The 22,471-nt window shown below is 72.7% G+C and carries 23 protein-coding genes; 9 read left to right on the top strand and 14 right to left on the bottom strand.

Annotated elements, in window-relative coordinates; genetic code table 11:
* Nucleotides 1-25: 25 nt before the first annotated feature.
* The 3 genes from ACA514_RS11790 (at nt 26) to ACA514_RS11780 (ending at nt 2,650) form a co-directional block, all read left to right on the top strand.
* The gene (locus tag ACA514_RS11790) at nt 26-412 is read left to right on the top strand and encodes a F0F1 ATP synthase subunit epsilon (protein WP_375041100.1); all 387 of its coding nucleotides are present in this window, start codon (nt 26-28) and stop codon (nt 410-412) included.
* 29 nt (nt 413-441) lie between these two features.
* Nucleotides 442-918: a DUF2550 domain-containing protein gene (locus tag ACA514_RS11785; RefSeq protein WP_375041099.1), complete on the top strand. Its 477-nt coding sequence runs from the start codon at nt 442-444 to the stop codon at nt 916-918.
* Nucleotides 919-1,138: 220 nt separating this feature from the next.
* Entirely contained in the window at nt 1,139-2,650 is a 1,512-nt protein-coding gene (locus ACA514_RS11780) for a M28 family peptidase (protein ID WP_375041098.1), read from the top strand.
* A gap of 15 nt (nt 2,651-2,665) precedes the next feature.
* Here ACA514_RS11780 and ACA514_RS11775 read toward each other — a convergent pair whose 3' ends face one another.
* Nucleotides 2,666-3,493: a DUF4097 domain-containing protein gene (locus tag ACA514_RS11775; protein ID WP_375041097.1), complete on the bottom strand. Its 828-nt coding sequence runs from the start codon at nt 3,491-3,493 to the stop codon at nt 2,666-2,668.
* Between the two features lie 124 nt (nt 3,494-3,617).
* A complete protein-coding gene (locus ACA514_RS11770; RefSeq protein ID WP_375041096.1) occupies nt 3,618-4,256 on the bottom strand; it encodes a cob(I)yrinic acid a,c-diamide adenosyltransferase in 639 nt (212 codons plus the stop codon).
* A 95-nt stretch (nt 4,257-4,351) separates the two neighbouring features.
* Between ACA514_RS11770 and ACA514_RS11765 the strand changes: the two genes are divergently transcribed.
* On the top strand, nt 4,352-5,941 hold the full coding sequence (locus ACA514_RS11765; RefSeq protein WP_375041095.1) for a GMC family oxidoreductase: 1,590 nt from the start codon (nt 4,352-4,354) through the stop codon (nt 5,939-5,941).
* Nucleotides 5,942-6,501: 560 nt separating this feature from the next.
* Here the strand turns inward: ACA514_RS11765 and ACA514_RS11760 are convergent.
* Nucleotides 6,502-7,056, bottom strand: a complete 555-nt coding sequence (locus ACA514_RS11760; protein ID WP_375041094.1) for a TetR/AcrR family transcriptional regulator — start codon at nt 7,054-7,056, stop codon at nt 6,502-6,504.
* Between the two features lie 78 nt (nt 7,057-7,134).
* Between ACA514_RS11760 and ACA514_RS11755 the strand changes: the two genes are divergently transcribed.
* Nucleotides 7,135-7,815, top strand: coding sequence for an SDR family oxidoreductase (locus ACA514_RS11755; protein ID WP_375041093.1), 681 nt, complete (start codon nt 7,135-7,137; stop codon nt 7,813-7,815).
* 115 nt (nt 7,816-7,930) lie between these two features.
* Here ACA514_RS11755 and ACA514_RS11750 read toward each other — a convergent pair whose 3' ends face one another.
* The 3 genes from ACA514_RS11750 to ACA514_RS11740 form a co-directional block, all read right to left on the bottom strand.
* Entirely contained in the window at nt 7,931-9,430 is a 1,500-nt protein-coding gene (locus ACA514_RS11750) for an aldehyde dehydrogenase family protein (RefSeq protein WP_375041092.1), read from the bottom strand.
* Between the two features lie 87 nt (nt 9,431-9,517).
* On the bottom strand, nt 9,518-10,858 hold the full coding sequence (locus tag ACA514_RS11745) for a carotenoid oxygenase family protein (RefSeq protein ID WP_375041091.1): 1,341 nt from the start codon (nt 10,856-10,858) through the stop codon (nt 9,518-9,520).
* Nucleotides 10,855-11,442, bottom strand: a complete 588-nt coding sequence (locus ACA514_RS11740; protein WP_375041090.1) for a hypothetical protein — start codon at nt 11,440-11,442, stop codon at nt 10,855-10,857. The genes ACA514_RS11745 and ACA514_RS11740 overlap by 4 nt, the downstream gene beginning before the upstream one ends.
* 99 nt (nt 11,443-11,541) lie before the next feature.
* Between ACA514_RS11740 and ACA514_RS11735 the strand changes: the two genes are divergently transcribed.
* Nucleotides 11,542-12,102 carry a PadR family transcriptional regulator gene (locus tag ACA514_RS11735; RefSeq protein ID WP_375041089.1) on the top strand — a complete coding sequence of 187 codons (561 nt, stop codon included), beginning with the start codon at nt 11,542-11,544 and terminating at the stop codon, nt 12,100-12,102.
* A gap of 84 nt (nt 12,103-12,186) precedes the next feature.
* On the opposite strand, the gene ACA514_RS11730 is transcribed toward ACA514_RS11735, so the two are convergent.
* The gene (locus ACA514_RS11730) at nt 12,187-12,996 is read right to left on the bottom strand and encodes an NAD(P)H-binding protein (protein WP_375041088.1); all 810 of its coding nucleotides are present in this window, start codon (nt 12,994-12,996) and stop codon (nt 12,187-12,189) included.
* 134 nt (nt 12,997-13,130) lie between these two features.
* Here ACA514_RS11730 and ACA514_RS11725 point away from each other — a divergent pair, with 134 nt between their 5' ends.
* Nucleotides 13,131-13,781: a TetR family transcriptional regulator gene (locus ACA514_RS11725; protein WP_375041087.1), complete on the top strand. Its 651-nt coding sequence runs from the start codon at nt 13,131-13,133 to the stop codon at nt 13,779-13,781.
* A gap of 21 nt (nt 13,782-13,802) precedes the next feature.
* Here the strand turns inward: ACA514_RS11725 and ACA514_RS11720 are convergent, their stop codons facing one another.
* The 4 genes from ACA514_RS11720 to ACA514_RS11705 form a co-directional block, all read right to left on the bottom strand.
* Nucleotides 13,803-14,552, bottom strand: a complete 750-nt coding sequence (locus ACA514_RS11720; protein WP_375041086.1) for a site-2 protease family protein — start codon at nt 14,550-14,552, stop codon at nt 13,803-13,805.
* A gap of 106 nt (nt 14,553-14,658) precedes the next feature.
* The gene (locus tag ACA514_RS11715; RefSeq protein WP_375041085.1) at nt 14,659-15,243 is read right to left on the bottom strand and encodes a TetR/AcrR family transcriptional regulator; all 585 of its coding nucleotides are present in this window, start codon (nt 15,241-15,243) and stop codon (nt 14,659-14,661) included.
* Between the two features lie 31 nt (nt 15,244-15,274).
* Nucleotides 15,275-15,682: a DUF3224 domain-containing protein gene (locus ACA514_RS11710; RefSeq protein WP_375041084.1), complete on the bottom strand. Its 408-nt coding sequence runs from the start codon at nt 15,680-15,682 to the stop codon at nt 15,275-15,277.
* Nucleotides 15,683-15,721: 39 nt separating this feature from the next.
* Nucleotides 15,722-16,594 carry a helix-turn-helix transcriptional regulator gene (locus tag ACA514_RS11705; protein WP_375041083.1) on the bottom strand — a complete coding sequence of 291 codons (873 nt, stop codon included), beginning with the start codon at nt 16,592-16,594 and terminating at the stop codon, nt 15,722-15,724.
* Nucleotides 16,595-16,721: 127 nt separating this feature from the next.
* Here ACA514_RS11705 and ACA514_RS11700 point away from each other — a divergent pair, with 127 nt between their 5' ends.
* Nucleotides 16,722-17,708: an aldo/keto reductase gene (locus ACA514_RS11700; RefSeq protein WP_375041082.1), complete on the top strand. Its 987-nt coding sequence runs from the start codon at nt 16,722-16,724 to the stop codon at nt 17,706-17,708.
* 513 nt (nt 17,709-18,221) lie between these two features.
* Here the strand turns inward: ACA514_RS11700 and ACA514_RS11695 are convergent.
* The 3 genes from ACA514_RS11695 to ACA514_RS11685 form a co-directional block, all read right to left on the bottom strand.
* The gene (locus ACA514_RS11695) at nt 18,222-19,505 is read right to left on the bottom strand and encodes a DUF222 domain-containing protein (protein WP_375041081.1); all 1,284 of its coding nucleotides are present in this window, start codon (nt 19,503-19,505) and stop codon (nt 18,222-18,224) included.
* A gap of 547 nt (nt 19,506-20,052) precedes the next feature.
* Nucleotides 20,053-20,733, bottom strand: coding sequence for an endonuclease NucS (gene nucS, locus ACA514_RS11690; protein ID WP_375041080.1), 681 nt, complete (start codon nt 20,731-20,733; stop codon nt 20,053-20,055).
* Between the two features lie 40 nt (nt 20,734-20,773).
* On the bottom strand, nt 20,774-22,012 hold the full coding sequence (locus ACA514_RS11685; RefSeq protein WP_375041079.1) for a HEAT repeat domain-containing protein: 1,239 nt from the start codon (nt 22,010-22,012) through the stop codon (nt 20,774-20,776).
* A 177-nt stretch (nt 22,013-22,189) separates the two neighbouring features.
* On the opposite strand from ACA514_RS11685, the gene ACA514_RS11680 reads away from it, so the two are divergent.
* Nucleotides 22,190-22,378: a hypothetical protein gene (locus ACA514_RS11680; RefSeq protein ID WP_375041078.1), complete on the top strand. Its 189-nt coding sequence runs from the start codon at nt 22,190-22,192 to the stop codon at nt 22,376-22,378.
* The last annotated feature ends 93 nt before the right edge of the window (nt 22,379-22,471 follow it).

Here is a 22,471-nt window from a genome sequence, read left to right as displayed (position 1 = left end):
GCTCCAGTATTCGGAGGATTGAGACGTGGCAACCCTGAAGGTCGGGCTGGTCTCGCCGGAGCGCGAGATCTGGTCCGGCGAGGCCAGGACGGTGGTCGCGCAGACCATCGAGGGCTCGCTCGGCATCCTGCCGGGCCACGCCCCGGTGCTGGGCGTGCTGCTGGACGGCAGCGTGGTGACCATCGAGCCGGCCGACGGCGGCGAGCGGGTCAGCGCGATGGTCGGCAGCGGGTTCTTCTCCGTCGCCGGCGACGAGGTCGCGATCCTGGCCGAGCAGGCCGAGGTCGGCGACGAGATCGACGTCCAGGAGGCCCGGCAGGCGCTGGAGAGCGCGCTGGCCGGCGACGGCGAGGACGCGACGCCGGAGCGGCGGGCCCGGGCGCGGCTGCGCGCGGCGGGCATCGAGGTCTAGTTTTCGCATCGAGCGAACGGCGGGGGGACGTGGGCGGGCACCTGGCACTTGACGCGGGCGGGGTGCTCGCCGGGTTCGTCCTGGTGGTGGCGCTCGTGTTCGTGACGATGGCCGTGCGCCGCTGGCTGTTCGTCCGCGGCGGCGGCACCGTGGAGTGCAGCCTGCGCACGATGCCCGGCGACGGCGCGGGCCCGGACGCCGCGCCGGGAGTGTGGCGCCTCGGTATCGGCCGGTACCGGGGCGACGAGCTGCACTGGCACCGCGTGTTCGGTTTCCGCAGAAGGCCCCGGCAGGTGATCCACCGCCGGGGCCTCGTCGTGTCCAACCGGCGGACGCCGGGACCGGACGAGGCGGACGGGCTGCTGCCGGACGTGAGCGTGATCGAGGTGCGCGACGGCGCGCGGGTGGTGGAGCTGGCGATGGGCGCGGCGGCGCTGACCGGGTTCCTGGCCTGGCTGGAGGCGGCGCCGCCCGGTTTCCCGGTGGACGTGCACCCGCCGGAGTGACCCGTCCGGTGCGGCGCCGGGCGCGCGGGCGCTGGGCGCGTGTGCCGGGCGCGCGGGCGCCGGCGGGGGTGGGCGGCGGATCGGCCGCGGGTTGGCGTGCGGACGGTAAGGCGGCGGTATCGAAACGGCCGGGTCGCTCCGGCGATCCTTGCGGCGGGCGGGCCCCGGGATCATGATCGGCCCTGGTCACAGCTCCGTTCCCGTCTCCGCAGGAGTGCACGTGCGCAAGCTCTTCACCGGCGCCGCCGTGGCGCTGTCGGCCGCCGCCGTCCCGGGGGCGCAGGCCGCCGCCGTGTCCGGCGCGCCGGCGGGCCCCGACCTGGCGGCGCTGGTCACGCTGAAGGACGTCCAGCGGCACCTGAACGCCTTCCAGGAGATCGCCGACTACAACGGCGGGAACCGCGCGGTCGGCGGGCAGGGATTCAAGGTGTCCGTCCGGTACGTCGCGGGCCGGTTGAAGCAGGCCGGGTTCACGCCGAAGGTGCAGCGGTTCACGTTCCCGTACTGGCGGGAGCGCTCGGCACCGGCGCTGGCGCGGACGGCGCCGACCCAGGCGTCCTACAAGGTGGGCACGGACTTCGTGACGTTCGCGTACTCGGGCGCGGGTGATGTGACCGCGCCGGTCGCGGCGGTGGACCTCCCCGCGTCCGGCGAGGGGACGAGCGGCTGCGAGAGCGGCGACTTCGCGGGCTTCCGCAAGGGGTCGATCGCGCTGATGCAGCGCGGGACGTGCGGGTTCTCCACGAAGGTCGCCAAGGCGCGGGCGGCGGGCGCCGCCGCCGCGGTGATCTTCAACCGGCCGGGCGAGAAGGGCCCGGTGAACGGGACGGTGGAGAAGGTCGCGCCGATCCCGGTGGTGGGCCCGTCCTTCAAGGCGGGGTCGGAGCTGGCGAGGGCCGCGAAGAAGGGCGGCCTGAAGCTGCGGGTGCGGACCGACACCGTGCACGGGACGCGGTCGGCGAGCAACGTCATCGCCGACACGAAGCGGGGCCGGGCCGGCAACGTGGTGGTGGCCGGCGCGCACCTGGACAGCGTCCCCGACGGGCCGGGGATCAACGACAACGCGACGGGCGCGGCGGCGCTGCTGGCGGTCGCGGAGAAGATCGGCAAGCTGCCCGCCGCGGACCTGCGCAACCGGGTGCGTTTCGCCTGGTGGGGGGCCGAGGAGGAGGGCCTCGTGGGGTCCGCGCACTACGTGCGGACGCTGAGCGCCGCCGACCGCGGCAAGATCGCGCTGGACCTGAACTTCGACATGCTCGGCTCGCCGAACGGCACCCGCGCCGTCTACGACGGCGACCACTCCTCGCACGCCGGCACCGTCCCGCCGGCCGGGTCCGGGGCGATCGAGAAGATCTTCCGGGACTACTTCGCCGGGCGGCACCTGCCGGTGACCCAGTCGCCGTTCGACGGCCGCTCGGACTACGGGCCGTTCGTCGAGAAGGGCATCCCGTCCGGCGGCATCGAGACCGGCGCGGAGGGCGTCAAGACGGCGGCGGAGGCCAAGGCGTACGGCGGGACGGCCGGCAAGGCGTACGACCCGTGCTACCACGCCAAGTGCGACCGGATGAAGAACGTCGACCTCAAGCTGCTCGACACCAACGTCGACGGTGTCGCCCACGCGACGCAGCGGCTGGCCGCCAGCACGCTCCCGGTGAACGGGGCGGCGCGCGTCGCGGCCGTTCCCGCGGGCCCGTACCGTCCCGAACGGCAGGGCCCGTACCTGCTCCGCTGAGGCCGCGAGGCCGGCTCAGGCGGGCTTGATCGAGATCGCGCCGCTGCCGGTCGTGACCGTGATGCGCCGGGGCGACGCCGGGTCCCGGTGGATGCCGGGGTCGACCCGCTTGCCGCCGGTGTCGGTGGACAGTGCGATCGCGTAGGGCTGGGCGGCGGGCAGCCGCAGCCGGACATCGCCGTTGTCGGTGGTGGCCCGGACGGTGCTCGGCGGCGCGGCCAGGCCGACCGTGATCGAACCGGCGCCGGAGCGGGCCGTCAGCCGGCCGGACGCCAGGCCGGTCGCGGTGATCGACCCGGCGTCGGTGCGCAGGTCGGCACTGTCGGCGCGGCCCGACACCCGCACGTTCCCCGAGTCCGCGCTGAGCGTCGCCGAGGACGTGCGCAGGTCGGTCGCGGTGACCGAGCCGTTGTCGGCGTGCAGCCGCACCGTCCCGGCCAGGCCGCTGACCCTGATCGGCCCGGCGTCGCCGCGCACCTCGACGGCCGCGGCGCGCGGCACCTGGATCCGGTAGGAGATCCGGCACGGGTTGGAGCCGATCACGCTGTTCCCGCACTTCGCCGACAGCGACAGCGTCCGCCCGTCGACCCGGTGCCGCGGCCGGGGCTTGTTGCGGTCGTTGGACCAGCGCAGGTGCTCGGTGACCTTGATGCCGGGGGAGTCGGAGGCGGTGATCTGCACCGACCCGTCGCCCGGCGCCACCTTCAGCGCGCCGACGCCGGCCGGCGCGGTGTAGGAGCGCTCCTCGGTGTGGCGGCTGAAGCTGAGCCCGCAGCCCGTCACGGCCGCTCCCGCCAGCACCGCCGAGCCGGCCAGCGCCGCCGCTCCTGCCAGAGTCCTCACGTCGCGTCTCTCCCCGCCGCTCGCCTCGCACCCCCGTCACCGGACAGCCTGCCGTGCGGCGGGCCGCGCCGACAGGAGGCGGACCGGCGTTCCCGGGGTGGGGCTAACCCCACCCCGCCCCGGTTCAGCGTTCGCCGCCCGGCTTCCAGAGCACGTCGCCGTGGCCGGCGTTCGCGACGCGGCACAGGATGAACAGCAGGTCCGACAGCCGGTTGAGGTAGGCGGCGGTGAGCGGGTTGACGCCCCGCTCGGGGGCCTCCGGGCCGCCGCCCGATGCGCCGACGGGGGCGGCGCCGTGCGCCTCGATCGCCGCCCACGCGGATCGCTCGGCGCGCCGCGTCACCGTCCGCGCGACGTGCAGCAGCGCCGCGCCGGGAGTGCCGCCGGGCAGGATGAAGCTGCGCAGCGGCTCCAGGGCGGCGTTGTGCTCGTCGCAGGCCGCCTCGAGGCGCTCGATGTAGGACGGGTCGACGCGCAGCGGCGGGTACTCCGGGTCGGGCACCACCGGCGCGCACAGGTCGGCCCCCACGTCGAACATCTCGTTCTGGACGCGGGTCAGCAGCGCCCTCAGCTCGTCGGGCAGATCGCCCAGCGTCAGGGCCACCCCGATCGCGGCGTTGGCCTCCTCCACGTCGGCGTAGGCGGCCAGGCGCGGGTCGGTCTTGCTCGTCCGGGACGCGTCGCCGAGCGCGGTGCTGCCGTCGTCGCCGGTCCGGGTGTAGATCCGCGAGAGGACGACGGGGGTCTCCCTGTTCTTCGCCATGGCCGTCACACTAGCGCCGGGCCGCGCGGGCGGCGCCGCCCGCCGGGGCCGGACGGCCCGGTGACGTTGGAAAACCGTTCGGTAGTGTTCGTTCCGTGTACGACTACGTGATCGTCGGTGCGGGCAGTGCCGGCTGCGTGCTGGCCGCCCGGCTGTCGCAGGACCCGGCGGCGAAGGTGCTGCTGCTGGAGGCCGGACCGCCCGACGGCGCGCCGGAGATCCACATCCCGGCGGCGGTCGCGAGCCTGATCAAGGGCCCGTACGACTGGGACTACACGACCGTCCCGCAGGAGCACGCCGCCGGGCGCGCGGTGTACTGGCCGCGCGGCCGCACCCTCGGCGGCAGCTCGTCGACCAACGCGATGATCTACATTCGCGGCAACCGGTACGACTACGACACCTGGCGGGACGCCTACGGCTGCGACGGCTGGGGCTACGAGGACCTGCTGCCCTACTTCCGCCGCGCCGAGGACCAGCAGCGCATCGCGACCCCCTACCACGGCACCGGCGGCCCGCTGCGCGTCGAGGACCTGCGCTACAAGCACCCGCTGACGCAGGCGTGGGTGCAGTCGGCGAAGGCGTCCGGGCTGGCCGCGAACCCCGACTTCAACGGCGCCGACCAGGACGGCGTCGGCTTCTACCAGGTCACCCAGCGGCGCGGGAGGCGCTGGTCGGCCGCCGCCGGCTACCTGCGTCCGGCGCTGCGGCGGCCCAACCTGACCGTCGTCACCGACGCCCTGGTCACCCGCGTCCTGATCGAGGACGGCCGCGCGGCGGGCGTCCGGTACGAGGCGCGCGGCGAGACCGTCGAGGCGCGCGCCGGCTCCGAGGTGATCCTGTCCGGCGGCGCGGTGAACAGCCCGCAGCTGCTGATGCTGTCGGGCGTCGGCCCCGCGGACCACCTGCGCGCGCACGGCATCGACGTGGTCGCCGACTCCCCGGTCGGGCAGGGTCTGCAGGACCACCCGTTCGTCAACGTCATGTTCGCGACCCCGCACACCAAGGGGCTGTGGGAGCTGGCGAACGCCCGCGCGTTCGCGCTCTACACCGCGCTCGCGCGCGGCCCGTACGCGTCCAACCTCGCCGAGGCGGGCGGGTTCGTCCGGACGGTCGACGGGCTGCCCGCGCCCGACCTGCAGTTCCACGTGCTGCCGACCCCGTTCGTCGACCAGGGGCTGGTCGAGCCGTCGCGGCGGCTGCTGTCGGTCCTGGTCACCGCGATCGCCGTGGCGAGCCGGGGGTCGCTGACGCTGCGGTCCGCCAGCCCGCATGCCAAGCCGCTGATCGACCCCGCGTACCTCGCGGACAAGGCCGACCTGGACGTGCTGGTCGCGGGCGTCCGGCGGGCCCGCGCGATCGCCGCCGACGGCCCGCTCGGCCTGCTGGTCGGCGGCGAGTACGCGCCCGGCGAGCAGGTCCAGGACGACGAGGACGTCGCCGCGTTCGTCCGCCGTGAGTGCGCCACGCTGTTCCACCCCACGAGCACCTGCGCGATGGGCGGCTCGGACGACGCCGTCTGCGACCCCGAGCTGCGCGTCCGCGGCGTCGAGGGCCTGCGCGTCGTGGACGCCTCCGTCATGCCGGCGGTGCCGCGCGGCAACACCAACGCCCCCACCATCGCGATCGCCGAGCGCGCCGCCGACCTCATCCGAGGCCGCACCCCCCTCCGCCCCGCAGGCCGCTGAGGTCTCCTCGGTCGGTGGGACCGACCCGGAGAAAGGAGAACGCCCCCGTCGTGTGACGGGGGCGTCGGCCGTGGGGGACAGGGTGAGGGGCTCACCGCTTGAGGGCCTTGACGAGGCGGGCGGCGCGGCGCGTCTCGCGGGCCTCGGCCCGCAGCCTGCGCGCCCGGTCCTCTCCGGCTACCTTGGCGAACTCGTAGTTAATCATGGCTGGCTCCTTCGTTCCGGATGGTTCTGGACGGTTCTGGATGGTTCGCGTGTCAGCGCTTGAGCGCCTTGACGAACCGGGCGCGGCGCGCGTTGCGGGCCTCGGCCTGCCGCTCGCGTACGCGGTCGGCGATGAGTCCCCTGCTGATCTCCATGCTGAACATGTCCTGCTCCTCGTGTCCGCCGGGCCTTCCTGGCCCGACATCTAAAGGTTCGCGCTAAGGCGTGGGGGGCCACATCGGGACGACGCCCTATTCGCAGGGCTTAGGACGCCTTAGTTCGGCGCGCCTGCGGCTCAGCCGCCTTAGGGCGCGCGGTGAAGGGCCTCAGCCGCCTTAGGGGAGCGGGTCCCCGCCTCAGGAAACGGTGCGGACGAGCAGGTCGGTGAGCTGCCGGCCGGCCGCCTCGTCCAGCGGCGCGTGGTCGAGCATGAGGCGGTACCACAGCACGCCGTAGACGACGTCGATCAGCAGCTCGGGGTCGATGCCGGCGGCGATCTCGCCGCGCTCGGCGGCGCGGTCGAGGACCTGCCGGAGCGCGGCGCGGCGGGCGAACAGGAACCGGTCGCGGAACGCCCTGGCGAACGCCGGGTCGAGCAGCGCCTCGGCCATCAGCCCGATGAGGACGGGCCGCTGGCCGCGCTGCCGGAACGTCGCGGCGAGGAACTCGGTCAGGTCGCCGGGGAGGGAGCCGGTGTCGGGGACGGCGATGCGCTCGTCGGCCAGCTCCACCAGGCCGTCGAGGACGACGTCGGCCTTGGACGGCCACCAGCGGTAGATCGTCTGCTTGCCGACGCCGGCGGCCGCGGCGATGCCCTGCATGGTGAGGGCGGCGTAGCCGTGCTCCTGGAGCCCGCTCATCGCGGCGTCGAGGATCGCGCGCCGTGCCGTCTCGCTGCGTGGCCGTCCCATCCGGGCAGTTTACAAGACGCGGAGTCTCGAATTAGTATCGAGACGTCACGTCTTGAAATTCGGAAGCGGAGGCGCGGGATGCGCGTTGTGATCATGGGCGGCACGTCCGGGATCGGGCTGGCGACCGCCGGGCTGCTGGCGGAGCGGGGCGCCGAGGTGACCGTCACCGGCCGGGACCCGGAGAAGTTCGCCGCGGTGAAGTCCGCGACCGCGGAACGGGTCGACGGGACCGACGAGCGCGCGGTCGCCGCGTTCTTCGAGCGCACCGGCGCGTTCGACCACCTGGTGCTCGCCTTCAGCCCCGGCGCCGTGGGCATGGGGCCGATCGGGCAGACGGAGCTGGCCGACGTCCGGGCCGCGTTCGACGGGAAGCTGTTCCCGTACCTGTCGGCGATCCGGCATGCGAAGGCGACCGGTTCGATCACCTTCGTGTCGGCGGCGTCCGCCCGCGCGGGCCTGCCGGGGACGACCGCGCTCGCCGCGGTGAACGGGGCGATCGAGCGGATCGTGTCGCCGCTGGCCGCCGAGCTGTCGCCGGTCCGGGTGAACGCGGTGGCGCCCGGCGTGGTCGACACCCCGTGGTGGTCGTTCCTGCCGGACGGGCGGCGGGAGGCGCAGTTCGCCGAGGCCGCCGGGGGCCTGGCGGTCAAGCGGGTCGGGACCGCCGAGGACGTCGCCGAGGCGATCGCCTACCTCGTCGGCGCGTCCTACGTGACCGGCACGATCCTGCCCGTGGACGGCGGCTTCACCGTCGCCTGACCCGGCGGCGTATGAGCGGCGCCCGCACGCGGCGGGCGCCGCACCTACGCGACGCCCCCGCGAGGCGGGCGCCTTACTCATGCGGCGCCCCCGCGAGGCGGGCGCCGCCGCGGCCTTAGCGCTTGTAGCGGCGGCCGTGGATCATGTTGATCAGGCCGAGGACCCGGGCCATCTCCTTCTCGGTGCGGCCGAACGAGGTCAGGTTCATCGTGGCGAACCGCTGCCGGGTGATGGCCTTCGGCCGGGCGAACTCGCGCAGCCCGTCCGCGCCGTGGATGCGGCCGAACCCCGACTCGCCGACCCCGCCGAACGGCAGCGCCGCGACCTGCGCGAACGCGGCGAACGCGTTGATGGACGTCATGCCCGAGCGCATCCGGCGGGCGGCGTCCATCGCGCGGGACCGGCTGCCGGAGAAGATCGTCCCGGCGAGGCCGTAGGTGCTCGCGTTGGCCTTCTCGACGGCCTCGTCCAGGTCCCGGACGCGGTGCACGGTGATCGTCGGGCCGAAGGTCTCCTCGGAGACGGCGGACGAGTCGTCCGGCACGTCGGTGAGCACCACCGGCTCGACGTAGGGCTTGCGGACCGACTCGGCGCCGCCGACGACGGCCTTGCCGCCCTTGTCCAGGGCGTCCTTGATGTGCCGCTCGATGATGTCGAGCTGGCCCGGCATGGTGATCGGGCCGTAGGCGGCCTCGCGGTCGAAGCCGGGCCGCAGGTCCTTGGCCTTCTCGGTGAGCTTGCCGAGGAAGCGGTCGTAGGCGTCGTCCACCACGTAGATCCGCTCGACGCCGATGCAGGTCTGGCCGGCGTTGGACATCGCGCCCCACAGCGCGGCGTCGGCGGCGGCGTCGAGGTCGGCGTCGGAGTCGACGATGCAGGCGTCCTTGCCGCCGCACTCGGCGACGATCGGGGTGAGGTTCTCGGCGCAGGCGGCCATCACCCGCTTGGCGGTGCGGCCGGACCCGGTGAAGGCGATCTTGTCGACGTCCGGGGACGCGGCGAGCGCGGCGCCGGTCGCGCCGAGGCCGGTGACGACCTGCAGGACCGGGTGCTCGGGGACGACGCCCTCGACCAGCTCGGCGAGCAGCAGCCCGACGCCGGGGGTGAACTCCGACGGCTTGAACACCACGGCGTTGCCGGCGGCGAGCGCGTAGGCGATGGAGCCCATCGGGGTGAAGATCGGGTAGTTCCACGGGCCGATGACGCCGACCACGCCGAGCGGCTGGTACTCCAGCTCGCAGCGCTGGTTGATCGCCATCAGGCCGGGGTAGACGGTGCGCGGCCCGAGCACCTTGCGGGCGTTGCGGGCGGCCCAGTCCAGGTGCGAGATCGCCATGATCGTCTCGAGCTGGGCGTCCTGGACCGGCTTGCCGGTCTCCTGGTGGATGAGCTCGGCCATCCGGTTGAGGTTGCGGGTGAGCGCGCCCTTGACGTTCAGCAGCCGCAGGCGGCGCTCCTTCCAGCCGAGGGCGCGCCACCAGCCGGCGGCCTCGCGGGCCCGGCCGAGGGCCGCGGCGACGGCGGCGTCGTCGTGCACGGGGTGCTCGGCGACGACCTCGCCGGTGGCCGGGTTCAGGGACGCGAACGTCTCGGTGCTCTCCGTGGCCACGGACATGCGGAACCTCCCGGGAGGAGCCTGGTAAGTGTTCACTTGCAGATGGGTACTCGCTAGTAAATCACTCTAGGCGGCCGGGTGTCCCCGTCACGCGTCCGGAATCCAGCTCCCGTGGAAACCCGCAGGTACCCGCCGGGGGAGCCGCACGCTCGCCGTCCGTGACAGGTCCGCCGCGTCCAGGACGAGCAGCTCGGCCGAGGACGCGCCGGAGACGATCGACAGCAGCCAGCCCTCGTCCTCCGCGCGGGCGCCCTCCGCCGGGACGAACACCGCCTCGCCCACGGACGCGCCGTCCCCGAACTCCCGCGCCGACGACGAGCCGTCGCGCAGGTCGTACTTCACGACCGCGTTCCCTGCCACCGTGTACAGGTACCGGTGCCGCAGGCCCGTCCGGGCGTCGTCGTGGGTCGGGAACTCCACGGCGCGGTCGTCGAGTTGCTCTTCGGTGACCCGTCCGGTCGCGGGATCCAGCGTCCACTGGTACAGGTGCGCGGTGTCGGAGTCGGCCGCGTCCTGCGCCGGGTTCGCCGAACCGCCGATCTCCTTCCAGCTGGCGGCGAACTCCTCGGGCCGGTAGCGGACGCCGTCCAGCACGATCCGGCCCGCGTCGTCCTCGTGCGCGTTGCCGACGTGGAAGACGTAGCACGGGTCGATCTCGAACCAGCGGACCTCGCCCGCCGCGTCGCGCGGCATGACGCCGAGCCGGGCGCCGTAGGCGTCGTCCCAGCGGAACGGCATGCCGCGGCCCTTCACCGCCAGGTCCAGGTCGAACACGACGGGCAGGTCGAGCCAGATCACGTGGTGCTCGGTGATCGCGAAGTCGTGCATCATCGTCGGGCCGGGCACCTCGATCTCCCGGCTCTCCACGACCCGCGACCCGTCCGCCGACAGCCGGTGGTAGGTCAGGTACGGCGGGAACACGCCGTAGCCGAAGAACAGCAACTCGCCGGTCAGCGGGTCCCGCTTGGGGTGCGCGGTCATCGCGGTGGTCAGCGTCCCGCCGAAGTCGCACGGGCCGACCGTGCCGATCTCGGGCGTCATCTCGTAGGGGAGGCCGATCTCGACCAGCGCGAGGATCCGGTCGCCGTGCGGGACCACATGGGTGTTGGCGGGGACGGCGGTGAAGTCGAGCGTCCCGTCGTCCCCCACGAACCGGGCGCCCTCGTCGGTGAACGTCCTGGTGCGCACCCAGCGGTTGCGGTACCACTCGGCGCGGCCGCCGCGCAGCCGCACGCCGTGGATCATCCCGGGGCCGGTGAACCAGTGGCCGCTCGGACGGCCGGGCCGCGGGTTCGGGCCGTTGCGGAAGTAGCGGCCGGTCAGCTCGGGCGGCAGCGCGCCGGTGACCTCCAGGCCGGTGGCGTCGATCTCGTCCGGGACGGGGGCGAGGCGCCCCTCCAGCCAGGCGGTCTCGGTCGGCGCGGTCATCGGGCGATCTCGCGGTCGATGCCGTGGCGGGCGAAGTACCGCTTCTGCGCGATCTCGGGGTAGCGGGCGGTGAAGACGGCCGGGATGGTGAAGCCGGCGATCTTGACGCCGACGAGCAGCGCGGTGTCGTGCGGGGCGGTGTGCTGGACGTCGGCGAGCACGAGCGCCATGACGGTGAAGCTGACGGCCCAGACGGCGGCGATGACCGTGGTGATCCGCTTGAACAGGTCGGTCGCGGCGATCTCCGCGTCGACGTCGCGGCGGGCGACGCCCCGGGTGAAGGGCCGTCCGATGAGGAGGGTGCCCCAGGCGGTGAGGCCGAGCCAGCCGATCGACATGGACGCGCCGTAGTCCATCACGGCGGCGTGGGGGGCGGCGAAGGCGAGCGCGGTCAGCAGCGCCATGAAGACGATGGTGGACAGTTCGAGGACCAGCGACTCGAGCCGGTTGCCCTTGCGCAGGTCGCCGGCGAGCAGCACGAGTGCCGCGGCGAGGCCGGCCAGCGCGCCCGCCTGGTCGCTCCAGCCGCTGATGACGGCGAGCAGGATCCACGGGAGGAAGGTCCGGACGTAGTACACCAGCATGGCGCGAGCCTCTCATCGGGAGCGACATTCCAATTTCGACAGGTCAGAATCTAGACGTGCATATTCGACATGTCAACATCGACATGTCACAATCAAGGTATGAGCCTGCGACACGCGCTGCTGGGACTGATCGCCGAGCTGGACGGCGCCAGCGGATACGACCTGCTGAAGGTGTTCGAGATATCCCTCGGGACGGTCTGGCAGGCGACCCAGAGCCAGCTCTACGGCGAGCTCGGCAAGCTCACCGACACCGGGCTGATCGAGGTCTCCGCCGCGGGGCCGCGCGGCCGCAAGGAGTACGCGATCACCGATGCGGGGCAGGCGGAGCTGCGCCACTGGCTGGTGGAGACCGAGCCGAAGCCGCACCGCCGCGACGAGGTCATGCTGCGGGTCTTCTTCCTCGACCAGCTCGACCGCGAGGAGGCCCTCGGCTACCTGGACCGGATGATCGACGCCCTTTCCGGGCGGCTCGACGAGCTGGCCCGGCTGGAGGAGGTCGTCCCGTGGGAGGAGGAGGGCGGGCTCACCGGCAACGGCCGGCTGACCATGGAGTACGGCAAGCGCTTCATGGCCATGCGCCGCGACTGGTTCGTCTGGGCCCGCAAGCAGTACGAGGAGCGCCGCCCCGGGGCGGGTGCTGGGGCGGGCGCCGGCGGCTGACGCGCGTACGGCCGGGCAGAGCGGGGGCCTGCCCGGCCGTACGTCGCGGAGCCTCCGGGTAAGGGGGCGGCCGCGGAGCCGCCGTCAGAAGTGGTCCGCGGCCCACTCGGCGAACGTGCGGGCCGGACGGCCGGTGATGCGCTCGACCTCCGGGGAGATCTCGACGTCGCGCTCCACCGCCTCGGCGCGCATGCGCAGGAGCGCGTCGACCAGGCCCTCGCGCATGTACGGGCGGCCGAGCATCTCCGCCCGCGCCTGCTCGGGCGGGATCTCCTCGAACCGGGCCGGGATCCCGGCGGCGGCGCCGATGATCTCGACCATCCGCGGGTGGGTGAGGGCCTCGGGCCCGCTGAGCACCGGCTTCGCGCCGGCGAGGCCGTCCGACAGCAGGGCGCGGGCGGCGACCGCGGCGATGTCGCGCTCGTGGATCGGCGCGGTGCGGGCGGCGGCGTACGGCTCGCGCACCGGCTCGCCCGCGCGGATCGTCTCCGCCCAGGCCAGCGCGTTGGTCGCGAACTCGCCCGGGCGCACGAACGTCCACTCCAGGCCGGTCTCCTCGATCGCCCGCTCGATCTCCAGGTGGTGGGCGCCGACCACGTTGCGGGGGTCGTCGTCCAGCGCGGCGGCCGACGACAGCAGGACCACGCGCCGGACGCCGTGGTCGCGGGCGCGCTCCAGCAGGTCGCCGAGGCCGTTCCAGAACACGGCCGGGTTGAGGAAGAGCGACGTGACGCCGTCCAGGGGCATCTCGTCGGTGCGGGCGACCTCGGCCTCGCGGGGCAGCCGCGCGGTGGCCGGGTCGCGGGTCAGCGCGCGGACCTTGGCGTCCGCGCAGAGCAGCTCGCCGACGAGATGGCGGCCGACGTTCCCGGTGGCTCCGGTGACAAGGATCATCGTTCGTTCTCTTTCGGGTGGGTTCCGGATGGTGGTGCGCGGGGTGGTGGCGCGCACCCATCTTCAACCAAATGGATGAAGGCGTCAACCAGCCGGGTGTATGACGACGTCAGCCGGGCGGTAGCATGAGCCGGGTGACGGAGGAGACGAGGCGGCCGCGGCGCGCGCCCGCCCCCGGCGAACGCAAGCTCGACGCCGAGCGTTCGCGGCGGCTGCTGCTCGACGCGGCCATGGAGGAGTTCGCGGCCAAGGGCTACGCGGGCGCCCGGGTGCAGGACATCGCCGACCGCGCCGGGGTGAACAAGCAGCTGATCAACTACTACTTCGGCGGCAAGCAGGGCCTGTACCGCGAGCTCGGCCGCAGCTGGCAGGAGCTCGAGGCCGCGATCAACGACCCCGCCGTCGGCCTCGACGAGGTCGTGGCCCGCTACCTGCGGCACGCCTTCGACGACCCGCGCGGCACCCGGCTGTCCGCCTGGCGCGGGCTCACCGAGGACCCGCCCGCCGACCGGCCGCCGACGGAACGCGAGGACCTCTCGGAACTGGAACGCCGGCAGGCCGAGGGGGAACTGGCGGACGACCTCGACCCCGCCGCGGTGATGATGGTGATGATGGCGTCGGTGGCCGCGCCCGTCGTGCTGCCCCAGATGGTCCACCGGGTGTACGGGCTCAGCCCCGACTCACCGGAGTTCCGGGAGCGCTACACCGAGCAGCTCCGGCGGATCGTCCGCCACCTCGCGGGCTGCCGCCACACCGGCCGCGCGGAGCCCGACGAGGAGCCGTAGGCGGCCGTGGGCGAGGCGGCCTCAGCTCTGCCAGAACATGAAGAGCGAGTGGCCCGCCTCGATGGGAAGGGCGCCGATCCCGAGCGCGTCGGTGATGTGGTAGATCAGGTGGAAGAAGCCCCGGTTGACCGGCTCGATCCACAGCAGCGCGATCAGCACCAGGAACACGTAGCCGCCGTAACCGCTGACCTGGTCGACGAAACGGCGCGGCAGGTACGGCTCGACGATGCCGAACCCGTCCAGCCCGGGGATCGGCAGCAGGTTCAGCAGCGCCGCGGTGACCTGCAGGAACGCCAGGAACGCCAGGCCCAGCCAGAACACCCCGTGGCCCTGCGCGGCGAAGTTCTTGTAGATCACCGCGAGCATGATCGCGAAGATGGCGTTCGACAGCGGGCCCGCCGCCGACACCAGGCTGTGCCGCAGCCGCCCCGGGATCCGGTGCCGCTCGATCCACACCGCACCGCCCGGCAGGCCGATCCCGCCGAGCAGGATGAACACCACCGGGATCAGGAAGCTGAGCAGCACGTCGGAGTACTTCGCCGGGTTCAGCGTCAGGTACCCCTTGGCGACCACGCTGCGGTCCCCGGACCGGTACGCGATGTAGGCGTGCCCGAACTCGTGCACGCACAGCGACACCATCCACGCCGCGATCACGAACCCGAACAGCGCGATCCGCGCCTGCTTGGCGGGGTTGTCCCCGTACCGCCAGGCGATCAGCCCGCAGACGACGGCGGCCGCCACGATCACGAGGAACACCGGGCTCGGCCGCACCGCCGACCGACTCCGCCTCGTGAAGTCCGCAACCATCGCCCCGACCCCTTCCGGTCAGCCGCCCCGTCCGATCCTTGAAAGCTACCGTCTCGTCAGTCCGGACGCGTCACGGTCCCACGATGCCCGGCACCACGTAGGTGCGCAGGAAGCGGCGCAACTCGTCGGGCTCGCGCCGCCGGTCCATCACGATCAGGGACGTGATGATCCGGAACAGGAACTCCACCGTCCCCTCCACCTCGATGTCGGGACGCAGCGTCCGCTGCCGCTGCGCCTGCTCGAAGTAGGGCCGCACGTAGTCGCAGCACAGCGCCAGCACGTGCTCCGCCGCGCCCGCCACCGCCGCCTGCATGTGCCCCGCCGCCTCCGGCACCAGGAAATGCGCGATCGCCGGCTCGTCGCGGACGTACTCCACCGCGTCCATCGTGCCCTCGACGATCGCCTCCGGCACCGACCGCTCGCTGCGCAGCCGCACCGCGAGCCGGTCCAGGAACCGGTGCAGGTCGCGCACCACGACCGCGAGGATCAGCTCGTCCCGCCCGCCGCTGACCGCCCGGTACACCGTCGCCCGCGACAGCTTCGCCGCCGCCGCGATGTCCTCCACCGTGGTCTTGGCCACGCCGAACCGGGAGAAGCACGCCTCGGCGGCGTCGATGATCCGCTCACGGGTGGCGTCGGTACTGACCGGGGGCATGGCCGAAAGATTACCGGCCGGGCCCGCGCGGTCAGCCGAGCGTGTACTCCAGCGTCCAGGTGTGGCGCCCTTCGCCGGACACCGTGATCTGCCCGACGCCGCGGATCCCCGCCAGCTCCCCGGTCCCGGACGTCGGCACGATCAGCCAGCGCAGCCACTGCGTGCCGGGCGTCCCGTCCTCGGTGCCCGCGCTGTGCTGCAGCACGAACGTCCCCTCCCGGCCGTGCAGGATGCCCTGGACGTGCTCGATCCCCACGTACGCCACCGGCCCGGCCGCCGACTCCACCGTGATCAGCTCGCTGCTGCTCGTCCCGACGAGATCGCCGTGGAACGTCTTGCGGACGTGCACCCGGGTCAGCTTGTTGCCGGCCTGCTCGTCGTACGGCTTCTCGGCTTCCCACGCGTCGATGTCGAAGGCGCCGCTCGCTTGGAAGGTCATGCCCGCCATGATGCCCGCCCCGTCCGACATCCGGCGCGGTCACGCGCTCTCGCGGCCCTCCGGCACGGGCGCGTCCCCCGTCGGGAACTCCTCGATGCCGAGCACCCGCAGCAGATCCAGCCGCTCGCGGGTCTCGGCGTCCGCCGGGCTGAGCACCAGCAGCTGCTGGCGCTGGTCGGGCGTCACCAGCGTCTCGCAGTTCAACAGCAGAGGGCCGACGCGCGGGTGCAGCATGGTCTTGCGGTCGGCGCGGCGGACCGCGACCTCGTGCTCGGCCCACAGGCCCCGGAACTCGGCGCTGGCGGACCGCAGGCGGCCGACCAGCCCGGTGACGGCGCCGTCACCGGCGCGGCGCCCGGCGACCGCGCGCAGGTCGGCCACCAGCTGCCGGGAGTAGTGGTCGTGCTCGTCGGGCAGGGAGACGGCGCGGGCGGCGGGTTCGGTGAACCAGCGATAGGCGACGTAGCGGCGGTCGCCGGTGAAACGGGTGTGGTCGCCGGTCAACAGCACGGCCGCCCGGTTCTGCGCCAGGACCTCGCCCAGATCGGACATCACCAGCGCCGGGGTATCGCTGAGCAGGTCGAGCATGTGCACCAGCCCGGCGCGGGCCAGGCCGGCCACCGCGTCCGACGGCGGCGGCCGATGGCCGGACAGGTGGAACAGATGGTCGCGCTCGTCGTCGGACAGGCGCAACGCGCGGGCCAGCGCGCCGAGCAGCTGCGGCGAGGGCCGGCTGCTGCGGCCCTGCTCAAGGCGGACGACGTAATCCACCGAAACGCCGGCCAGCATCGCCACCTCCTCCCGGCGCAGGCCGGCGATGCGGCGGCGAGGACCATCGGCCAGGCCCACCTCGCCCGGCCGGATCGCCTCGCGGCGGCGACGCAGGAAATCGGCGAGCTGCTCACGTTCCATGCCTCCATCGTCCCTCGCGGCCGGCCGCCCATCCAGGGAGCGGCTCTCCCACGACGAACGCTCCTCTCCCGCCCGTCCCGGCCCCGCCGCAGAGTTGGGCGAGAACGCGACGACAAGGGGGAACACGATGCAGAAGCGAACCCTGGGCCGCACCGGACCGTCCGTCTCCGCACTGGGCCTGGGAGCGATGAGCATGTCAGGTGCCTACGGCGCCGCCGACCGCACGGAGAGCATCGCCACCGTGCACGCCGCGCTGGAGGCCGGCGTCACGCTGATCGACACCGGCGACTTCTACGCCATGGGCCACAACGAGCTGCTGCTCGCCGAAGCGCTGCGCGGCCGGGACCGCGACGGCTACATGCTGAGCGTCAAGTTCGGCCTGCTGTCCGGCCCGGGCCCCGGATTCGGCGGATACGACGGCCGTCCCGAGGCGGTGAAGAACTTCCTCGGCCACTCCCTGACCCGCCTCGGCACCGACCACATCGACATCTACCGCCCCGCCCGGCTGGACCCGGCCGTACCGATCGAGGACACGGTAGGCGCGATCAAGGAAATGATCGAGGCAGGATACGTCCGGCACCTCGGGCTCTCCGAGGTCGACGCGGCCACCATCCGCCGGGCCCACGCCGTCCACCCGGTCTCCGACCTGCAGATCGAGTACTCGCCGATCTCCCGCGCGGTCGAGGCCGACGTCCTGCCCACGCTGCGGGAACTCGGCATCGGCCTGACCGCCTACGGCGTCCTCGGCCGCGGCCTCCTCTCCGGCCACTGGACCGCCCCCGGCCCCGGCGACAGCCGCGCCTCCAGCCCCCGCTTCGCCCCTGGCAACATCGAACACAACCTCGCCCTCACCGACTCCCTGCGCCGCGTCGCCGAGCCCAAGGGATGCACCGCCGCGCAACTGGCCATCGCCTGGGTGGCATCGCAGGGCCACGACATCGTCCCCCTCGTCGGCGCCCGCACCCGCGGCCGCCTGGCCGAAGCACTGCCCGCAGCGGACCTGGCCCTCACCGCGGACGACCTTGCCGAGATCGAGAAGGCGGTCCCGGCGGGCGCGGCCCGCGGCGACCGGTATCCGTCCGCATACATGGACAACCTCGGCGCGGGAAACTGACCGCGCCGTCCTTACCTGCCCCGGCCCGGATTGGGTGTTCGGGGCGGCAGGTGAGGCATCCGCGGTGGGCGTGGGGCGACGTCAGGCACTCGGGACGGGGTCCAAGGGTGTTGGCGGAGGGGTCGGCCGTGCGGTGGGGTGGCGCTGGCGTACGGGGCCGCCCCTCCAAAGTCAAGGGCGCCTTCGGCGTCGCTTCGCGATGGACTTCGTCCACCCTTGACTTTGGAGCCTCTGCGGCCCCTGAGGCAGCGCTTAGGGGCAGGCTCCGCCTGCCCCGCCTGGTCGCGCCACCCCACCGCCCCCGAACCAGCGGACCAAGGAGCGGGCGAGCAGAACGCCGAGCGGCTGACGATGGCACGAGTTAGCTGCCGCTGCGCGTGTCGACCTCGCCGAGGGGACGGCTGGGGCCGGTGTCGGTGCAGGGAGCGGCTGCCGGGGTGATGTGGGCATGCCGGTTCGCCCGAGATCCGGGTGGGATTCGGGCGAACCGGTGGCGTGGGGGTGGGGGGCCGGTTACGCGGCCCAGTTGGCGGTGGTGTCGGGTGGGCCGAACGCCCCCGGTGGCCCGCTACCCGTCCGGAATCTGGATCTTGATCGGGCGCCCGGCGGTGGCAGCAACCGGTAGACGTACCGCCCGTCGGGATCTTTACTGATCCCGATCTGGTTCGGGCTGGCGTGTTTGAAGCGGTTGTGCCATCCGCAGGTCAGTGCGAGCTGGTCGATGTCGGTGGGTGAGTTGCCGAGGGCCCAGCCGTTGACGTGGTCGACCTCGCACAACGTCCCGGGGATCTCGCACTCCCGTACCGCGCAGCTCGGATACAGCGTCTCCAGCACCTGTCGTTGGGCGGCGCTGGCGAACCGCTCCCGGTAGCCGAGATACAGCGGTGTGTGCCCGCGTCCGAGCAGGAGGGGTGAGACTCCGGCTGATAGGGCGATGCGGCGGGCTTGGGCGGCAGGGATCGGTGTCCCGTCGGTCAGGCGGGCGGGGGCGTTGCCGCCGGTCAAGGTCTCGAGGTCGCAGATGACGGTGACCTTGGTGGCCTTGTGCCCACCCGACAGCACACTGGACAACGCCGCCGCCGTCCGCTCACCCACGTCACGGTGGTCCTCGGGCCCGGCCGGCTTGGCCAGCGGGGCAAGCGTGCCGTCCCAGATCGCGGCGTCCTCGGCGTTCAACCATCCCTTGATGTAGCGGCCACCATCCAGCGAACCGGTGCTGGTGATCCACGACTTGGCGTAGCCGCGCTTGGCGTCCTCGCCGGGTGCGGCCTCGGTGCCGTCGCGTTCGGCGATGACGTCGCAGATGCGGCGGCCGAACACTCCCATCTTCGCCGCTGAGAAGCCTTGGTCGACGAACCCCAGCAGGGTCGTCTCGGCTTCGGCGCAGTCGGTGTCCTCCAAGCGGGCCACACTCTGCGCGACCGTGGCCGCATAGCCGTAGGACAGCTCCCCAGAGGCGAGGCGTTCGGCGACTTTCGGGAGGCGGTGCCGCTGGCGGGCCAGGATGAGGCGCTCGGTGGTGCGGTTCTCCCGCATGCCCAACCGAGACCGTAGCCATGCCCGGGTGGAGGGATATCCCCAGCGCTTCTGTTCGCCGGTGGTGTCGACGCGGCGGATGAAACCGGCGAGTGCGCTTTCCTGCATATCGGCTGCAGCGGCCAGAGTCTCGGTGAGTTCCAGGCACGCCGCCGCCGACTCCGGGGCTTCTCGCTGGGCGAGTTCAGCAGCGATCACCGAGACCGCGTCCACCAATTGCATGGTAGACGCGCCCTCCAGGTCGACCGTCACTGATTGCATAGATAAAGCATACCCTACGTGGCCGACAAATGTCGGCTCGACGGGCCTTTATTTCGATGCTTCGGAGAAAGGTATGGCTAGGTATACCTTCTCGATTCTGATCACCTTCGACCGGATCTGGGGAATGCCGTTTTGTGGGGATTTGCGAGCACGCGTGCGGAAGGGGGTGGTGGGGTGGCGCGTCCGGGCGGGGCAGGCGGAGCCTGCCCGTTTGCGCTGCCTTAGGGGCCGCAGAGGCTCGAAAGTCAAGGGTGGACGAAGTCCATCGCGAAGCGACGCCGAAGGCGCCCTTGACTTTTGAGAGGCGGCCCCGTACGCAGCGCCACCCCACCACCCGAACACCCTTCTTGACCTCGAACCCAAGTCGAATATTGCCTTAAAGAATGTCGAATCCGAGCCGACCAGTTCACCCCGCAGTCCAGCCAAGGCCAAGGTCAAGGTCAAGAACAAAGCCTCGGCTCTGCGGATATGGAGCCACAGAAGAATCGCCGCGCTAGCCCGGAGAACCAACGCCTCGCCGGGCTTTCGCCGCGATGTGGCGACGGGCTCAGAAAAGGGTGCCCTCGTGTTCGATGCCGCGGAGGGCGTCGTAGTCGAGGGTGACGCAGCCGATGCCGCGGTCGAGGGCGAGGACCCGCGCCTGGGGCTTGATCTCCTGCGCGGCGAAGATGCCGCGGACCGGCGCCAGGTGGGGGTCGCGGTTCAGCAGTTCCAGGTACCGGGTGAGCTGCTCGACGCCGTCGATCTCGCCGCGCCGCTTGATCTCGACGGCGACGGTGGCGCTGTCGGAGTCGCGGCACAGGATGTCGACGGGGCCGATCGCGGTCGGGTACTCGCGGCGGATCAGCGACCAGCCCTCGCCGAGCGTGGTGATGTGCTCGGCGAGCAGTTCCTGCAGGTGCGCCTCGACACCGTCCTTCCGCAGGCCCGGGTCCAGGCCCAGCTCATGGCTGGTGTCGTGGATGATCTCCTCGATGGTGAGGATCAGCCGCTCGCCCGACTTGCCGTGCGTGACCGTCCAGCGGGCGATGGCGCCGTTCTCCTCGAACGGCTCCTCACGCAGGGAGCACGGCGGGTTCATCCAGTTCAGCGGCTTGTAGGCGCGGTCGTCGGCATGGATGCTCACGCTGCCGTCCGCCTTGATCAGGACGAGCCTGGGGGCCATGGGCAGGTGGGCGGTGAGCTTGCCGGCGTAGTCGACGCTGCAGCGGGCGATAACGAGACGCACGCTGCCCAACCTTAGTTCCGCCGTGAACCCCGCGTGACCGTCATGCGAGACCCGCATACGTGCGGCAGGCGTCGCGGTCGGTGGGCAGGCCCCACTCTCGCAGGATCTCCCAGAGGTTCACCCAGTCCCACGTCCCGGGTGCGAGCTCGGCGATGGTGCGGACGGTCCGCTGCTGGACGGGCGTGAGCTCGGCGAACGGCGGCAGCGGCAAGGACGGGCCGGGCGGGGCGCCGAACGCCAGCTTGAGCGCGGCGGCGGCCATCGGGAAGGACGCGTCGTCGGACGTGCGGGACAGTCCGTCGAGGACGGCGTCGGCGGCTTCGGGTGGGGCGTCGTCCATCGCGGCGAGGCAGGTAGCGGAGTAGAGGCGGAGATCCCCGTTGAGGAAGGCGACCGGCGTACCGGGCGTTCCGGGCGGGGTGATGCTCGTGGCGGCGAGTTCGGCGAGTTCGGCGAGTTCGGCGATGACCGGTGGTTCCGCGACGCCGAGGCGCAGCAGGGCGACGGCGGCGGCCCAGCGGGGGAGCGGCTCGGCGCCCGCCAGGTGCTCGCGGAGCCGGGGGATCAGGTCCCGGTCGTCCAGCAGGCCGGCGGAGACGAGCGCGTTGGCGGTGACGGCGGGGTCGGTCTCGGCGCCGAGCAGCGTCCGCAGCGCCGGAACCGAGGCGGCGGCCTCCTCGGGGAACCAGCCGAGCGTGTAGGCGGCCGCCGCCCGGACGGACGCGTCGCCGTCGGTGAGCAGGCCGCGGACGGCGGGCAGCCCGGCTCGGACGGCGTCGTAGGCGGCCAGTTCGGCTTCGGCGTTGCTCAGGACGGCGCCGGCGTCGAGGAGTTCGCGCTGCCGCTTCCTGGAGGCGCGTTCGCCGGGGCCGGCGGCCTCCTCGACCCAGGCGTCCAGCCGGCGTTCCTCGTCGGCGGGGTCGGCGGCGCGCATCCGGGCCACCTCGCGCCGCCAGTCCTCGATGCCGACGCCGGACGGCAGGTGCGCTTCGTCGTGGCCGATGGCCATCCCGGTGGCCAGGTACATCAGGTCGTCGCGGCCGGGAGTCACCGGGTCGGCGGCGAGGGCCAGCAGGAACGGCACCGCGTGCGCGGACGCCTCGTAGCGGTTGCCCTGGTGGTAGATGCTCGCGTGCAACTCGTACAAGGCGGTGAGGCGCTCCTCCTCGTCCGGGACGCGGAGGGCAAGCAGGTTCGCCGGCACATCGTCCGCCGGCCCGTAGGCGTGGCTGAGCCCGGCCCAGTCGACGTCGCCCAACCCCGCCAGCGGATCGTCCATGGCGCCGCATTCTGCCAGCGGCCTAGGACGTCCGCGCGACCCGCATAAGCACGCCTAACGCGGCTAAGGCGCCGAAGTGGCCCTATATAGGGAGTCGTCCCGATGCAGGGGCGGGGGTCTTAGGACGAGTCTCTTGGATGTCGGGTCGTCGCAACGGCCCGAGACGGAGGAGGGGCCGTGTTCCACAACGAGATCATGTACTCGGTCATGCAGGAGCGGGTCCGCGAGCGGCAGGCGGAGGCGCGCGCGGCGCGGAACGCCGTGCGGGTGCGGCGGGCGCGCGCGTTCTGGGACGAGCGGCTGCAGCAGGTCTCGCGCCCGGTGCGGCGGCCGTCCCGGCGGCGCGGAGCGGCCCCGGCCGGCTGACCGTTCCGCGCGCCGCATGGCGCAAGTAAGGGTCGCTGTCAAGCCTGGAATTGTCGGGACGCCGTGATTAGCGTCGCGGGTGGTGGGTGTCAT

The organism is Actinomadura sp. NTSP31 (genome assembly GCF_041951385.1).
Classification (GTDB): Bacteria; Actinomycetota; Actinomycetes; order Streptosporangiales; family Streptosporangiaceae; genus Spirillospora; species Spirillospora napierensis.
This window is presented reverse-complemented; position numbering and strand designations above follow the sequence as displayed.